The following is a 15,989-nucleotide window of genomic DNA, read 5'->3' on the forward strand; positions in this document are numbered from 1 at the left end:
AAGATGCAAATATACATATTCTTTTTTATAAGGAGCTTCGAATGATAGTTAAATGTTTCTAACTTTTAGCGAAACCTAAAGATAACACACTTATTTTTACATTCCCGGCTTTAGTTAATTCTTTAGCACATGATATTACAGTTGCACCGGTTGTAACAACATCATCTATTATCAGCAGATGTTTCCCCCTTATTTTTTCGGGTTTGTCAAGATGAAAAACACCTTCTACATTTTTCATTCTCCCCCATCTGTCTTTGTCTGTCTGACTTCCCACAAACGCTTGTCTGCTTACTATATTCCCAGCTATTGGAATATCTGTGATTTCGTTCACACCTTTTGCTATCTCCATACTTTGATTGTAACCTCTTTTTCGTAAGCGTTTTTTAGCTAGAGGTATAGGAATAATGATGTCAATATCATTAAAAAAGTCATGTCCGTAATATTCTTTAGCTACGATACGTCCCATTTTTACACCAATGTCCGGTTGATTCCCATATTTCAGTGTATAGATGATGTTGCTGACTTGCGAGTGACCTTCATAATAAAAAAGAGCAACCCCCTTCTCTATCGGTATCTGTCCCCAAAAAAGTTTTGCCATTTCGTTATTATATGGGTCTTTGAAGAATTGCGTACGCGGTATATGCATATTACATACTGTGCATATTGTATTTTCGGCTATTGCCAGTCTATTCCCGCATATTACACAAGCACGTGGAGCAATAATATCTATCAGTCTGCTCCAGAAACTAATTTTCATCTTCGTCTATATTGAATTCATCAGCATTATCGATACATTCTCTTATTATATCCATGCCAAATCCTTTACTTAAGGCAAATCTTATCAGTTTCCCATTCAATTCATAATCGTTTGTTGCTTTTGTACTTTTACGTTTTTTCTTTAATAGAGGTCGCAGTATATTAAGATATTCTTCTTTTTCGACATTATCTAGAACATCTTGTTGTATAGAAGCCGGTATCCTTTTAGCCCATAATGCTTGTTCTATCTTGCGGCGCCCCCATTTGCTATATCTTATTTTGTCTTTAACAAAGAAACGGCAAAAACGTTCGTCGTCAATAAATTTTTCTTCTGTTAATTTTCGCATTATACGGTCTTGAACTTCTTCACTTAGTCCCCATTTCTGCATTTTCTGTATCATTTCATATGAACAGTGCTCTGCACTGGAACATAAAGCCGAAAGCCTAAATAGTGCATCTTTTTCTGAAATTTCTTTCATAGTTTTTTTGCTTTAACAAATCTTTTCTTACCAAACGAGTCTTCTTTTATCGTTATATCACAGAAGCCTTCTTTTTCTAGCATATCAATCATTTCATGGTGGTATATAGGATTGATTTCGAAATATAGCATACCTTCATGCTTTAGTGCCTCTATTGCGTATTCGCTGATATGTTGATAGAATATTAGAGGGTTGTCGTCTGGTACAAAAAGAGCCAGACCCGGTTCGTATTCCAATACATTTCTTTCCATATCCGTTTTCTCTTTGTCACATATATATGGAGGATTGCTTACTATGATATCCCAGCATTCATTGTCATTAGGATAATGAATAGCATCTTGACAATTAAATGTGACATTTGCACCTAATTTTGAAGCGTTGTGTGCTGATGTCAGAAGGGCCTGTGGCGATATGTCCCATGCATTTACTTTGGCAGTTTTAATGCCGAGTGCAAGTGTTATGGCAATACACCCACTGCCTGTACCGATATCTAAGACGTTCGGATCGCTTGCTGCATCCTCGATTATCCATTCGCATAGTTCGGCAGTTTCAGGTCGCGGAATCAATACACTGGGACCTACATCAAATGTATGTCCTGCAAAATCTGCTGTACCTGTAATGTACTGAACAGGTTCGTGTTTCATGATCCTTTGGATAATTTTTTCTAGTTTGCAGTTGTCATCTGCTGATAATTGTGTAACTTTGCCACAATAAACATCTGTGGCAGACATACCGAAACACACATCCAATACATAACGAGCGATAGCTTTTGCTTCGTTTTCGTCGTAAACAGTTGCTATCTTGTGCCAGATTTCATCGTATGTCATTGTCATAATTATAAGTTGGATGCAAATTTAGTAAATCATTCGTAATGAACCAAATAATAGAAGACGAAAAGTATATGCGCCGTTGTCTTCAACTGGCTGCAAACGGAAAAAATAATGCGAAACCAAATCCCATGGTTGGAGCCGTTATTGTTTGTGATGGACGGATTATTGGTGAGGGATATCATGTGAGATGTGGAGAAGGACACGCCGAAGTTAATGCATTTAAGTCTGTTAAAGATGAAGACGGTATATTGCTGACAAAATCAACTATGTATGTAAGTCTTGAACCATGTAGTCATTATGGTCGTACTCCTCCTTGTGCAGATCTTATTGTTAGTAAGAAAGTACGACGGGTCGTTGTTGGTTGTATTGATCCGTTTGCAAAAGTTCAAGGTCGTGGCATTCAGAAGCTTCGTGATGCTGGAATTGAAGTTACGGTAGGTGTGCTGGAGAACGAATGTCTTGACCTCAATAAGAGATTCGTAACGTATAATACCCATCACCGCCCTTATGTTATATTGAAGTGGGCTCAGTCGGCCAATGGCTTTTTAGATGATAATTTTAAGGCCGCATCCTTTTCTACTTTATTTACCCAAATGCTTGTTCATAAGTTGCGTGCTGAGAGTGATGCAATTCTTGTTGGACGTATAAGTGATGAGCGTGATCATCCACAACTTAATGTAAGAGAGTGGAGTGGTCGTAATCCAAGGCGTATAGTGCTTGATCGTAATCATCCCTTTTCTCCCGATGTGGATTTTGACAGTCCTGTACTGCCTCAATTGATGCAATATCTATATGATAAAGGTATTCAATCGTTGTTGGTAGAGGGTGGGGCATATACGCATAATACTTTTATTGAAAGTGGAATGTGGGATGAAATACGTGTGGAAAAATCAAAAGTGACTATCAGTAAAGGTACAAAATCAGCAAGTATTCCGGATGATGTTATTCTTATGGACGAGAAAGAATATGATGGTAATACTATATCAATATATCATAAGAATACATATTGATACTTTTCCGAAGGTATTATATTCTACTATTTGTTTTTCCTGCCGAAGTCAGCAGGGATGTCTCCCCATTGTCTAGTCTGCCACTGGATTATTGGAACTGTGATTTTGTGAGTCTTTAACCAATTCTCTGCCCTCAAAATTACATCATACAACTGTTCGTTTTTGGGGATGCGTTCCAGAGTAGTCTTGCACTTCTTCTTGTTTACCCAGACAATAGCATTATAACTATCCGAATATATTGTTTTCGAAATGCCTTTCTGCTGCATAAGAGCTAAGGCATGAACAATAGCGAGGAATTCCCCGATATTATTCGTGCCATGTATAGGACCGTAATGAAATATAACCTCTCCTGTAGCAAGATCCACACCTTTGTATTCCATCGGTCCGGGGTTTCCACTGCAAGCAGCATCCACAGCCCAGGCATTTGCCGTTACCTCTTTGGGTAAAGGCAATACGGTATCGTTACGATAGTCTGGTGGATTGGTTATTTTAGTCATTTCGTATAATTTACATTCTTTCAGGAACTTCGATACCAAGAAGAGCCAAACCGTTCTTTATGATCTTGGCTACGTTCTTTGCTATAATAAGACGAACAAGTTTCTTGTTAAAGTCATCCTCATGCAAGATACTGTAATCATGATAGAACTGGTTGAAATCCTTTGTCAGTTCATAACAGTAATTTGCTATTCCACTAGGACTGTAATCCTTTCCGGCCTGTTCGATAGCAGCGCCAAAATCGTTCATTTTCTGTATCAGGTCTATCTCTTTGTCGTTAATAGGCATGTCGTCAGCAAGAGCCTCCGGAATATTGATATTCTCAGCTGCAGCTTTGCGCATGATACTGCGTATACGGGCATATGTATATTGAATGAAAGGACCTGTATTGCCGTTGAAGTCTATACTCTCAGCAGGATTGAACAGCATGTTCTTGCGGGCATCTACTTTTAGGATAAAGTACTTCAGTGCGCCAAGACCAACTACACGTGCTATTTCGTTACGTTCTTCCTCGGTCATATCAGCAAACTTACCAAGTTCTTCGCTTGTCTTCTTTGCGTCGCTTACCATTTCCTCAACCAACTCGTCGGCATCTACCACTGTACCTTCTCTACTCTTCATCTTTCCGTTAGGCAGTTCCACCATACCGTAAGAGAAGTGTACTAATTCCTTACCCCACTTGAAACCTAGTCGGTCAAGCAGAATAGATAATACCTGAAAGTGATAGTTCTGTTCATTTCCTACAACATAGATCATCTTGTCTATTGGGAAATCTTTGAAACGCATCTCGGCCGTACCAATATCTTGTGTCATATATACCGATGTGCCGTCAGAACGCAGTAACAGTTTCTGGTCAAGACCGTCTTTGCTTAGATCTGCCCATACACTGTTATCCTCTTTACGTACGAATAGGCCTTTCTCCAGACCTTCTTCTACCTTAGCCTTACCTTTGAGGTAGGTGTCAGACTCATAGTATATCTTGTCAAATGATACGCCAAGCGCCTTGTATGTCTGGTCAAAACCGGCATAAACCCAGGAGTTCATCTTAGTCCATAGAGCACGTACTTCAGGATCGCTATTTTCCCATTTTACCAGCATCTCATGAGCTTCCTTTATCAGAGGAGCTTCCTCTTTAGCTTTCTTTTCAGCATCCTCCTCATCAATGCCTTCAGCCATATATTTAGCTTTCAGCTCTTCGCACTCTGCTTTATAATGTTTGTCAAATGCTACATAATAATCACCAATTAGGTGGTCTCCCTTCTTTCCACTAGTCTCTGGAGTTTCGCCATTGCCCCATTTCTGCCAAGCTAACATAGATTTGCATATATGTATGCCTCTGTCGTTTACTATATTAGTCTTAACCACTTTGTTGCCATTAGCCTGCATTATCTGTGCCAGCGACCAGCCAAGCAGATTATTACGTACATGACCAAGGTGTAAAGGTTTATTGGTGTTAGGCGATGAATATTCAATCATTACCAAAGGCGAATTTTCGTCAGACTTTTTCTCACCGAACAAATCATCTGAATTAATTGTATTTAATAGACCGATCCATGCTGCCGGAGCAATATTAAGGTTTAGGAAACCTTTTACTACATTAAAACCTGAAATGTTCTTGTCATTATTTGCAAGATATTCACCAATTTCCTGTGCAGTATCTTCTGGTTTCTTACGAGACATTTTTAAGAAAGGGAAAACAACGAGAGTAAGGTTGCCCTCGAATTCACGTTTCGTCTTTTGCAGTTGTACCATCTTTTCAGGCACATCCTGCCCGTACAACTCTTTAACGGCCTTAATAACCGAACCGCATATTTCAGTTTCAATTTTCATACAAGTATGTTTAAATTCGAATTTATGCCTGCAAAGTTAGTGCAAGTTGGCCGTAAATCAAAACAAAAAAGGATTTTATTCACTATTTGCATTATATAATGGCATAAATAGAATTCCATTTTCTGCAATAAAGTTCATGCCAAACATATATAAAAAGGCACCTTATATTTTGATTTAATACATATGATTTAATAGTCGTTAATATAAAAAATATTTATTTCGTAATCTTTTTTCAATAAAATTTGGGACTAATTAAAATATTATATATATTTGCGACGTAAAATATTAAGATGAGGAATCGAAATATAAATAATCAAAATTAAATATTTGATATAAAAAACTAAATTAGTTAATTACAAATAAAGATAATGAATTTAAAGTAACATCTCTCGTAATATTATAAATTTAATAATTGTATAAATCCGTATCTAGATGTGATATCTCGATACGGTTTTTTTATGTTATTACTATTATATGATTATTCCAGTTTCTTGTTTATATCATATATCTTGTTTATCCTGTCTATCGAATAAGTTTTGCTGTTGCTGTCAATAAAAGAAAACATGGTAAAAGCTTTCTCCAATAGCATATGACGTGTAGGACCTGTCTCTATGTCTGCTTCTGCATAATATAGTTCTGCCAGCATCTCCATCTTATATAGTCTTTCACTCTCTTTTATAGATTCAAAAGAATCCATAATATCATCCATTGATGCCGTGTGATAGAATGCGCTCGGACCTATATACGAGTTATATAGCTCCAGTAGTTTCTGCTTTTTGCTTTTTATCTCATTCTTTTCAAGCACTAATGCCAGCGCAGCCGCGAACTCACGAGTAAGGCGCATGATGTAATCTCTTTCTAACATAATGTTTTATTTACTTTAAGTTTTTAATATATTCGTATAGTTTCTTGTAGAACGGATGTTTACCCATTGTATCAGAATCGCCCAGTATGATGAGTTTCATTCTAGCTCTGGTTATAGCTACATTCATTCTTCTCAGATCGCGCAAAAAACCAATTTGTCCTTCGTTATTGGCGCGAACAAGCGATATTAATATAACGTCACGTTCCTGTCCTTGGAATCCGTCAACGGTGTTTACTGAAATGAGTCTCCTATAAGGTTTGAAATATTCTTTCTTTTGAATAAGCCGTCTTAAGTATTGTACTTGTGCCCTGTATGGAGATATGATGCCAACATCAATACGCTCTTCTAATATTCTCTCTTTGCCTATTTTGTTGAAGTATTCCTCAAGAGTAGTAAGAGTTAGTTCAGCCTCCTGTTTGTTTATCCTGCCAAAACTTTCTCCAACAAATTCTTCTTTACTGTCCATGCCGGCTGTATCCACCCACATCATGGGGATATCATAATCCAGTATTCCGCGATATTTTATCTGTGGAGCCGATTCCAGCTCCCCGTTGTAGAAATAGTCGCTCGAGAAACGCATGATGTCATCGTTCATCCTGTATTGTGTTTTGAGGAGTGTCACCACGTCAGGTTTGTTTTCAACTATTCGTTCCATCAGGGTCTTTCCAAGTCCTGCATTCATGGCAGCTATGCTTTTTATTGTAGGCGGCAACTGACAGTGGTCTCCTGCGAATATTACCCGTGTAGCCTTTCTGATAGGAATCCAGCATGCAGCCTCCATAGCCTGCGCTGCTTCGTCTATAAACAGTGTACCGAATTTCTGTCCGTCCAACAGTCTGTTGGCACTTCCCACAAGTGTTGAGGCTATCACACGTGCTTCTCCAAATAGTTCAGCATTAATGCGTACTTCTATTTCAGTGGCTCTGCTTTTCAGACTATCTATTTTCTGATGATAATTTCTATCCCCCCGTTTGCGGTTCTGGCGCATTTCGCGCATAGCCTTGCGTATACTCCATAGTTGAGGATAATCAGGATGAGACTCAAACCTCCGTTCGTAAGTGAATGAGAGCATCTTGTCGTTTACTTTTGTAGGATTGCCTATTCTCAATACGTTTACACCGCGGTCTACCAACTTCTCAGAGATCCAGTCTACCGCCATATTACTCTGTGCGCATACCAGTATTTGATTTTCTCTTCTTAGAGTTTCGTAGATAGCTTCTACCAGTGTTGTAGTTTTGCCTGTACCGGGAGGACCATGTACTACCATCACGTCTTTAGCCCATAACACCTCGTTCACAGCATGCTCCTGTGTCTTGTTAAGCCAGGGGAATGCACTGGCTGCGAACGTAAATTTACCTGCCTCCTGTTTGCTGTAAAACAAGTCGCGTAAGGTAGCCATCCTGTTGTCTTTGGCATTTATAGCCCTGTCCAGAGCATCAAACATTAGTTTGTAGCTACTCTCGTCGAAGAATAGTTGAATGCCTATATTGTTTTTATCATAAAGACCTGTTATCTGTCCGTCGTCGGGTATAATAACGACCATCCTGTCTCCGTCGGCATAACTTACCGAACCGGATGACTTCAGGTATTTTATATTCTTTTTATCATCTACAGAAAAGAAACATACAGGTCTGCCAAATTCGAAATTGTGTTCAATCTCATTATCATCCAACCTTTCTACTTCGATAGCAAATTGGTTGAGCGAGTTATAGTAATTTTTGCCCAACTTGATAGGGAACCATGCATCGCCACGCTTAATCTTGCGTTGCAATCCCATTGTCTCAGTCTGTTTGCGAAAGTTCTCTTTCTCGCAGTTATATTCTATTTCCAGTAAGGCTCTCTGCCTTTGCAGCGCCTGTATGGGTGATTCCATATATATCCTTTCTAGTGGTTCAGTAGATGCCTTATAGCAGCTAAAGGTGAATAAAACAACATCCGTCGGCCAAAGGCATATTCTATCAGTTGCTCATATTCCTCTGATGTCTTATTCATCTTTAGTTTATTCTTGCAGTATAGATCTACCATATATCTTATCGTCTGCTTGTCCTTTTCTATTTTGCCCATACCTTAATTTATCGTATACTGTCGATGAGTAACCATACGTTTAGCATCGTTATGATTACTGCAAGAGAATAAAGAAAGGCCGAGTTCCTTTTCCTGTTGGCATAGCATCCCATCACCTTTTTGGACGAAGTGAGGCTAACCTGCAGAAAAACAGTGAACGGCAGTTGGATACTTAGTACCATCTGAGATATCAGCAGTCCCTGAAAAGGATCACTTATGAAGCAAATTATCAGTAGAGATAATCCGAGCGATATGCATATTCCTAATATTGAGTGTGTGTCGCGTGCATTGTACGACTCGCCGAACATCCCTGCAAATATACTTCCGGCAGCCATTCCGCTTGTTATCGTACTAGATATACCGGCCAGTAATAATGCTATAGCAAATATGTTGGCTGCATTATTGCCCAGCAGTGGTGTTAGCAGAGACTGAGCTTGAGATAATTCCTCTACATGCAGACCATGCTTGAAGTATGTTGAGGCTGCCAACAGAATCATGGCACTGTTGATTGCCCATCCGATAACCATCGAAAGAAGAGTATCAAAAAATTCGTATTTTAAAGTCTTCTCAATATCTTTTTTTCCACTTTTGTTTACCTCTCTACTCTGTATTATCTCAGAGTGTAAGAATAAGTTGTGTGGCATCACTACAGCACCCAGCACACTCATTACTATCAACATACTGCCTTTTGGAATACTTGGCACTACCCAACTGCTTGCCGCACTCGCCCAGTCAATCTTGACCAGGAACAACTCGTATATGAACGACAGACCTATCATAGACACAAATGCTATTATAGCCCGTTCTATGCGTTTGTACGAATTGGTGAATAACATTATAAGTACAGCAGCCACAGACAGTACAGAACCCCATATTATAGGTATGCCGAACAACATCTGCAGTGCAATCGCCGAACCCAGTATTTCTGCCATAGAGGTAGAGATGCTAGCCATCACGGCACTCAATATGATTGGTCGCCCTACCCATTTGGGCGTATATTTTGCTGCCGCCTCACTGAGACATAGTCCGGTAACTATACCCAGGTGAGCCACATTATGCTGCAGAGCAATAAGCATTATTGTAGATAATGTAACAACCCATAGCAGCACATATCCAAATTCTGATCCTGCCGCAAAATTACTGGCCCAGTTGCCAGGGTCAATAAATCCCACCGTAACCAGTAGTCCGGGACCTATATATTTCAGAATATCCAGACCACCAAGAATATGTGGATGGTCTTTACTTCTTAATTCTTTGAACAGATTAATCATGGTGCAAAGATAAATCAAAAAAAAGAAATAAACAGATTATTATAATTAAAATGTATAAACGGTTTTATTTATCACTGAGGAGATTTTGTGAACAATCACTGTTCAAAAGTGTATTAAACAGTGATTAATATTGAAAAAAGATATACAAAACGTTCAATATACTGATTCTTGTAACATATGAGTATTAATTTGTAACAAAATAAAATGCATGTTTTATTCTATCTTGTTACTTTTGCATAGTTGAAATGCATCAAAAATATTGCATTGTCTTATAAACATAAATGACATAATAATAAATAATAATGAAGAAGTTTTGTTTTGTATTGTTAACATGTATTCTTGCTTTAAACATACATGCAGAAAATTGGGTAGGCACATGGGCTACCGCTCCACAGTTGATAACATCAGATAACAACCCGCCGCAGCCCGGACTCTCTAATAATTCTATTCGCCAGATCGTACGGGTCTCTATTGGCGGACATAGTTTGAGGCTTAAATTATCAAATCTGTTTAGTGATTCTCCCGCAAATATCAAGTCGGTGTTTGTTGCCGTCGCAAAGGAAGGATCAAAGATAAACACAAAATCAGTAAAGTATCTCACCTTTGGCCAAGGCAAGAAGGATATAACCATCCCTGCAGGAGCTTCAGTCTATTCTGACCCTCTTGATTATGACCTTCAGCCACTGCAGAGCCTTTCGATAACTATTAATTACGGTGAGATGCCCAAACAACTTACCGGGCATCCCGGCTCTCGTACCACATCTTATATAGTAAGTGGAGAGGCAAATCCTAAGACCAACTTCTCTAAATCAGCAACCACCGACCGTTGGTACTCTATATGTGGTATTGATGTAGATGCTCCTAAAGAAGCAGGATGTATCGCAGTACTTGGCAATTCTATTACTGACGGACGTGGCACTACTACTAACTTGCAGAACCGCTGGACTGATATTCTGGCTACCCAGCTCCATAACAACCCTTCAACATCCAATATTGGTGTACTCAACCTTGGCATAGGTGGCAATAGCGTTAACGGGTGGGGTAACGGACAGAATGCCGCTACACGTTTCAACCGTGATATCCTTGACCAGAGTGGTGTTAAGTATCTAATCATCTTCGAAGGTGTTAACGACCTTGGATGTACAAACGACGGTGTCAAGACAGCCAACGAACTCATAGCTACATACAAGCGTATGATAGCCAAAGCACACTCACATGGCATACCTGTATATGGTGGAACAATCACTCCATTCAAGAACCACAGCTATTTCTCTGAGCAGCACGAGATAGGTCGTGGCTTAGTAAACCAGTGGATTCGCCATAGCGGTTATTTTGATGCAGTGATAGACTTTGATAAAACCATGCGCAATGAGAGTGATACCCTTTCATTGAAGCCAACTATGCAAGACGATTATCTGCATCCCAATGCAGCAGGTTACAAACTTATGGGCGAGTCGGTTGACCTCAACCTATTTACCCGCAAAGGTATAGCCCTTACACAGCCCAAAGATAAGAAATTCCTGATATATCTCGCTTTCGGACAATCCAATATGGAAGGTCAGGCTATGCCCGAACCACAAGATATGAATGTCAATCCACGTTTTAAGGTGATGCAGGCCGTAAATTGCGATAAGTTTACCGCCAAACCCGGTGAGTGGCGTACAGCCGTACCACCTCTCTGCAATTGCACCAGCGGCATAACCCCTACAGATTACTTTGGCCGTACATTAGTAGACAAACTTCCCGAAGACGTTACCGTAGGTGTCATCAATGTCTCCGTAGCAGGATGTAATATCTCACTGTTTGATAAAACCGGTTATAAGAAATACATTGCAGCCGGCATACCCGACTGGATGCAGCAGCGTGTCGACTCTTACGAGGGCAACCCATATGCTTACCTTATCAAACTAGCCCGTAAGGCTCAGCAAGACGGTGTCATCAAGGGTATCCTTCTGCATCAAGGCGAAACCAATACCGGTGATGAAAAGTGGCCTGAGAATGTGCGTAACATCTATTATGATATGCTTCTCGACCTCCATCTCAATCCCGACAGTGTGCCACTTATAGCCGGAGAACTGGTCAACGCAGACCAGAAAGGATGTTGTGCAGCAATGAATCCGATAATAGACAAGTTGCCTAGAGTGATACCCAACTCATTTGTAGTATCGTCAGCAGGCGTTCCATGTAATCACATCGACTATACCCATTTCACAGTAGCAGGCTATCGCATGTTTGGTAAGAGATACGCCAACCAAGTATTAAAGATAATGGGCCTAACCCCTCTATCCGAAGATTCAATATCAGCAGGCGTTCCAGCCAATGAACTCTACGACATAGATCTCGAGTTGGTTAATAACTCCTTGACGATAGGTTCAAAATCAAAAGCTAATACACTTATCATAACCGATATTCTTGGCAAAGTAGTGCTTAAGAAGAAAACCTCATATCCTGGCAAAATGAAATTCACTTTGCCTACATTGGCTAAAGGCATTTATTTCGTAACATTACGAAATAATGACGCAGTAGTTTCTACGAATAAGTTCAATATTAAATAATATTATAAAAACAAATTATGAGAAGCCATCGTTCTGTATCGGAACGATGGCTTTATTGTTGTCTATACAGTCAAAAAAATAACGGCATCTGCTACTCTTATTTGCAGATGCCGTTACAGACATTCCATTGTTTATGGTTCAAACGGTAAGGACATTCTCAGACTTTGCGGTAGGATAATATAATGTTGAATGATTAATGCCCGTGCTTGAATATTTTGATTCTTGAAAAATCGGCTTTCGAAAATTGCTGTACGCTTAGCATTAGGAAGATAATACAAATAACCAGAATTATGATCAAGCTCATCCACGGCATGATTGTGAAACTGCCCACCTGAAACGCTATGCCATTTTTCACCATTCCTGCCACCGATAAATGATCCATTTTCAATGTTACTTCCCGAAACAGAGCTGTGGTGTATGTCAGGGGATTTACAAGGACGATGGGAAGCATAAATTTGGGTAACGCAAATGTCGGAATGTAGGCTCCTGACAAGAACGTGAGGGGGAATGATATGATGGTGACCAGCAGCTGAAAATTGCTCGATTCGCGTGTAACTGTTGCCAGATATAATCCCAAAGCACTGAATGTGAGTCCGGCTAAAATCATAATGAGAACCATACCGAGTCCGTGGACTGCATCAAGGTCTAGTCCCATAAACAGACCGACGATTACGATAATAAGTCCCTGAATAACAGATATAACGGTAGACGACAACATATGCCCGATGGCTATCTGCCAACGAGAGATGGGCGCTACCAGAATTTCTTTCATAAAACCGCTTGAGATATCATCGAGGATATCCATGGAGTTATTCAAGGCAATTTGGAAAACGGTCATGATGATGATACCCGCAATCAAATAATTCATAGGATTGGCAATGCCCACAGCAGTGCTCTTCATTACAAATGAAAAGACAAAAAGCATGATAACAGACATGAACAGATTCATAAACAGGCGCATTCTATCGCGCACAAGTTTCAATAAGTTTCTATTTATAATGGCTAAAATGGCTCTCATGATTCTCTGATCTCCTTTCCTGTGATGTTTAAAAATACGTCGTTGAGTGATCCTTTCTTGACTTCAAGGTCTTTGATATACTGTTTGTTGGCGGACAGGATTTGCAGAAAATCATCGTAATCATTGATGTAGACCATCACTAAATCGCCATCCTTTTTATATTTCATGTGATGATCATCGAGAAAACCGATAATCACTTCGGGTTGATCCGATTCCAGTCTCATGACGGTTGACGTGTATTGTTTTTTTAGGTTGAACGGGGTGTCGAAAGCAATGATTTTTCCTTTGTCGATAATAGCGATTTTATTGCAGATCTCTGCCTCTTCCATATAGTGCGTGGTCAGAAAGATGGTAATTTTCTTTTCTTTTTGCAGTTTGTAAATATATTCCCACACGTTGGAGCGTGTTTGCGGATCGAGACCGGTAGTGGGTTCGTCCAAAAACAAGACTTTGGGGAAGTGCACCAAACCGCGGGCAATCTCGGCACGGCGTTTCATGCCTCCCGAAAGATTCTTGACCGGCGAATTGCGCCTTTGTTCAAGGTCGACCAGATCGAGTACAAAGTCGATACGGGATTTTACTTCTTTCTTCGGTACGTTGTAAAAATCGCAATGCAGTTTCAGGTTCTCTTCAATGGTAAGCTTTTCATCAAGCGTAGGCTCCTGAAAGACAATACCTATGTTGTTTCTTACCTGAGCCATCTGCGTGCTTACGTCGAACCCATTTATTTTCATGTCGCCCGATGTTTTCTCCTGAATGGTGCATAGCGTGTTGATCGTGGTACTCTTACCTGCTCCGTTGGGACCAAGGAACCCGAAGATACTCCCTTCTTCCACTTCGAATGATATATTGTCGACCGCTGTGAAATCACCGAATTTCTTTGTAAAGTTTTTAACTTCGATACTATTCATCTTTATTGTTTTAATTTTATTATCTTTTGTTTTTATGTGGAGATCAAATCGTTGTAGATCGTTTGCAAACGCTTCCGCAGATAAACGATTGCGTAATGTTTGCGCGAAAGCAAAGTATTGACCGGTACGCCGATGGTTTTCGAAATCTCTTTCACAGGAACGCCGTCCAGCTCCGTCAGCTCAAAAATCTCACGTTGTTCGGCAGGTAATTCTGCCAATGCGTTTTCAAGTTCCGTCCATACCAGTGAACGCAGATATTTCGTTTCCGGAGAGTCTTCGTCTTTCACTTCGTGAAACAGCAGACCCGATATTTCTTCCAGCACATTTTCGTCTTCATCTTCCTGAAACACCGGCATCCTTACTTCCTTCTTTTTTGTTTCGGCATTGATGATCCTATTTTGAGTGACACGATACAACCATGCAGAAATGTTTTCAATCGGGTTCATGGCATTATCCACCTTTTTTGCCAATTGATAAAACACATCCTGCAAAATATCATCCGCATCATCACGACTTGATATCTGCCCTCTAATAAACGATTTTAACCTCGGGGTGTATTTTGCAATCCACTCTTTCAGATTCTTTTGATTCGAGTTATTGCTCACTGTTGTTCTCGCTATGGGAATGTCCCTGCCCAAAAGGATAACCGTGGAAACCGCGGTGTCTGTTTTTAATAAATTCTTCACGTTCTTTCTCGTTCATCCCGGCCCATTTCTCATACAAGGGATGTCTGTGATATCTGCCCATCTCTTTTCTTGCCATCCAACCGCTTGGAAAAGTTCCGAACAGAAGGCGCGAAAGGACCAACAGACCGAATGCCTGCCAAAGGCTAATGCATGAAAGCCCGAAAATAGTTGGCATCAACCAATTCCAAAGCAACATAACAATAGCAGAAAATACGGCGGCAAAAACCCAGAAGCCTAAAAAATGCCAAAGTGAATGTTTAAAATAAGATTTCATAATGTATGTGTATTAATGTTTATTATCAAATTGTTTTTTGCGTTGAAGATAACTGTATCTTATCAACCAGTTTGATGGCTCCAAAGTTACAACTTTTTATGCAATGTTCGCATGCCGTACATTGGTATGGTTTTTTCACAACTACATGCATATCCCTTCCTTCTTCAGGTTCCATTTTGAGTACACCGTTTGTACAGTGTGTAACACAGCTGTTACATCGAGCGCACTTCTTATCGTCGATAGATATTATTCTATTAGTTTTTTTCTTTTTCCTTAATAAGTCCGTTACCAGATAAATAACGAATGCAGCACCTACAGCAAAATAAAATTGTATCATTTGTCCTATTATTTTTTATATTATAAATAGCTTTCTATAGGTTAAGACAAATGAGAGCGGAAAATATTTTAATGAATCGCGAATTTATATCATTATTTGCAATAGATTTATCATTTCCTTAAATTCTTTTTACGGATCAATTGCTTATCTCACTTATTATTATGAATATTGTACTTATAAATTAACAAATAAATACCGCTATGTTTACCGATGACAAAATTACAGAAATTTATTGTCTTGTAGATGATTTTCTCAAATTATTTAATGATCAGATGAAAAAACATGCTATTACAGATAGCAATATTTCTCGAAAAAGAAACTATCATTGAGCATCAACAATCCCGTACAAGTATATTCGTTTTTAAGGTTGAAAAGATAAATAACATCTCATTTTACAAAATAATAACGGCATCTGCTATTATTATTCGCAGATGCCGTTACAGACATTCCTCTTGGTTTTAATTAGCTGCTACCGCTGTACCAGTTATTAGTCCTGCCAGAGCACTGAGTACAGTTATAATTACCTTTATCAGTTTACCCCAGTTTGTGGATGAAATCTTTGACATTGTGTCCTCCTTTCCTGTAACTGCCTATTCTAGGCAGTCCTT

The 15,989-nt window shown here is 39.5% G+C and carries 17 protein-coding genes; 2 read left to right on the forward strand and 15 right to left on the reverse strand.

The window, feature by feature from the left end; translation table 11 throughout:
- Window positions 1-58: 58 nt before the first annotated feature.
- From XYLOR_RS11575 to prmC, 3 genes are read right to left on the reverse strand one after another with little or no spacing between them, the layout of a single operon-like run.
- Complete coding sequence (locus XYLOR_RS11575) at window positions 59-757, reverse strand: ComF family protein (protein WP_036879726.1); 699 nt, start codon at window positions 755-757, stop codon at window positions 59-61.
- The gene (locus XYLOR_RS11580) at window positions 747-1,235 is read right to left on the reverse strand and encodes a regulatory protein RecX (RefSeq protein WP_036879729.1); all 489 of its coding nucleotides are present in this window, start codon (window positions 1,233-1,235) and stop codon (window positions 747-749) included. The genes XYLOR_RS11575 and XYLOR_RS11580 overlap by 11 nt, the downstream gene beginning before the upstream one ends.
- On the reverse strand, window positions 1,232-2,062 hold the full coding sequence (gene prmC, locus XYLOR_RS11585; protein ID WP_036879731.1) for a peptide chain release factor N(5)-glutamine methyltransferase: 831 nt from the start codon (window positions 2,060-2,062) through the stop codon (window positions 1,232-1,234). The genes XYLOR_RS11580 and prmC overlap by 4 nt, the downstream gene beginning before the upstream one ends.
- A gap of 44 nt (window positions 2,063-2,106) precedes the next feature.
- Here prmC and ribD point away from each other — a divergent pair, with 44 nt between their 5' ends.
- Window positions 2,107-3,075, forward strand: a complete 969-nt coding sequence (gene ribD, locus XYLOR_RS11590; protein ID WP_036879734.1) for a bifunctional diaminohydroxyphosphoribosylaminopyrimidine deaminase/5-amino-6-(5-phosphoribosylamino)uracil reductase RibD — start codon at window positions 2,107-2,109, stop codon at window positions 3,073-3,075.
- Window positions 3,076-3,101: 26 nt separating this feature from the next.
- On the opposite strand, the gene XYLOR_RS11595 is transcribed toward ribD, so the two are convergent.
- The 6 genes from XYLOR_RS11595 to XYLOR_RS11615 form a co-directional block, all read right to left on the reverse strand.
- The gene (locus tag XYLOR_RS11595; protein ID WP_036879736.1) at window positions 3,102-3,572 is read right to left on the reverse strand and encodes an RNase H family protein; all 471 of its coding nucleotides are present in this window, start codon (window positions 3,570-3,572) and stop codon (window positions 3,102-3,104) included.
- A 10-nt stretch (window positions 3,573-3,582) separates the two neighbouring features.
- Window positions 3,583-5,400 (reverse strand): arginine--tRNA ligase, encoded by a 1,818-nt coding sequence (gene argS / locus XYLOR_RS11600; RefSeq protein ID WP_036879738.1) that lies wholly within the window; start codon window positions 5,398-5,400, stop codon window positions 3,583-3,585.
- Between the two features lie 478 nt (window positions 5,401-5,878).
- Window positions 5,879-6,265 (reverse strand): hypothetical protein, encoded by a 387-nt coding sequence (locus XYLOR_RS11605; protein ID WP_036879740.1) that lies wholly within the window; start codon window positions 6,263-6,265, stop codon window positions 5,879-5,881.
- 10 nt (window positions 6,266-6,275) lie between these two features.
- The gene (locus XYLOR_RS11610) at window positions 6,276-8,138 is read right to left on the reverse strand and encodes an AAA domain-containing protein (RefSeq protein WP_036879742.1); all 1,863 of its coding nucleotides are present in this window, start codon (window positions 8,136-8,138) and stop codon (window positions 6,276-6,278) included.
- 11 nt (window positions 8,139-8,149) lie between these two features.
- Window positions 8,150-8,329, reverse strand: a complete 180-nt coding sequence (locus XYLOR_RS13690; RefSeq protein ID WP_084608604.1) for a nitrous oxide-stimulated promoter family protein — start codon at window positions 8,327-8,329, stop codon at window positions 8,150-8,152.
- Window positions 8,330-8,337: 8 nt separating this feature from the next.
- The gene (locus XYLOR_RS11615; protein ID WP_036879745.1) at window positions 8,338-9,600 is read right to left on the reverse strand and encodes an Nramp family divalent metal transporter; all 1,263 of its coding nucleotides are present in this window, start codon (window positions 9,598-9,600) and stop codon (window positions 8,338-8,340) included.
- A 302-nt stretch (window positions 9,601-9,902) separates the two neighbouring features.
- Between XYLOR_RS11615 and XYLOR_RS13695 the strand changes: the two genes are divergently transcribed.
- Window positions 9,903-12,155 carry a sialate O-acetylesterase gene (locus XYLOR_RS13695; protein WP_154655727.1) on the forward strand — a complete coding sequence of 751 codons (2,253 nt, stop codon included), beginning with the start codon at window positions 9,903-9,905 and terminating at the stop codon, window positions 12,153-12,155.
- A 193-nt stretch (window positions 12,156-12,348) separates the two neighbouring features.
- Here the strand turns inward: XYLOR_RS13695 and XYLOR_RS11625 are convergent, their stop codons facing one another.
- The 6 genes from XYLOR_RS11625 to XYLOR_RS13845 all read right to left on the reverse strand — a co-directional run bounded on the left by XYLOR_RS11625 (window position 12,349) and on the right by XYLOR_RS13845 (window position 15,947).
- Window positions 12,349-13,173 carry an ABC transporter permease gene (locus XYLOR_RS11625; protein ID WP_036879748.1) on the reverse strand — a complete coding sequence of 275 codons (825 nt, stop codon included), beginning with the start codon at window positions 13,171-13,173 and terminating at the stop codon, window positions 12,349-12,351.
- Window positions 13,170-14,084 (reverse strand): daunorubicin resistance protein DrrA family ABC transporter ATP-binding protein, encoded by a 915-nt coding sequence (locus XYLOR_RS11630; protein WP_036879752.1) that lies wholly within the window; start codon window positions 14,082-14,084, stop codon window positions 13,170-13,172. Before XYLOR_RS11630 ends, XYLOR_RS11625 begins: the two co-directional genes overlap by 4 nt.
- 32 nt (window positions 14,085-14,116) lie before the next feature.
- The gene (locus tag XYLOR_RS11635) at window positions 14,117-14,689 is read right to left on the reverse strand and encodes an RNA polymerase sigma factor (protein ID WP_036879755.1); all 573 of its coding nucleotides are present in this window, start codon (window positions 14,687-14,689) and stop codon (window positions 14,117-14,119) included.
- Entirely contained in the window at window positions 14,679-14,945 is a 267-nt protein-coding gene (locus XYLOR_RS11640) for a hypothetical protein (protein WP_211242079.1), read from the reverse strand. The genes XYLOR_RS11635 and XYLOR_RS11640 overlap by 11 nt, the downstream gene beginning before the upstream one ends.
- 124 nt (window positions 14,946-15,069) lie before the next feature.
- Window positions 15,070-15,381: an ATP-binding protein gene (locus tag XYLOR_RS11645; protein ID WP_051508992.1), complete on the reverse strand. Its 312-nt coding sequence runs from the start codon at window positions 15,379-15,381 to the stop codon at window positions 15,070-15,072.
- 458 nt (window positions 15,382-15,839) lie between these two features.
- Window positions 15,840-15,947: a smalltalk protein gene (locus XYLOR_RS13845; RefSeq protein ID WP_154655728.1), complete on the reverse strand. Its 108-nt coding sequence runs from the start codon at window positions 15,945-15,947 to the stop codon at window positions 15,840-15,842.
- Window positions 15,948-15,989: the final 42 nt, after the last annotated feature.

The organism is Xylanibacter oryzae DSM 17970, assembly GCF_000585355.1.
Classification (GTDB): domain Bacteria; phylum Bacteroidota; class Bacteroidia; order Bacteroidales; family Bacteroidaceae; genus Prevotella; species Prevotella oryzae.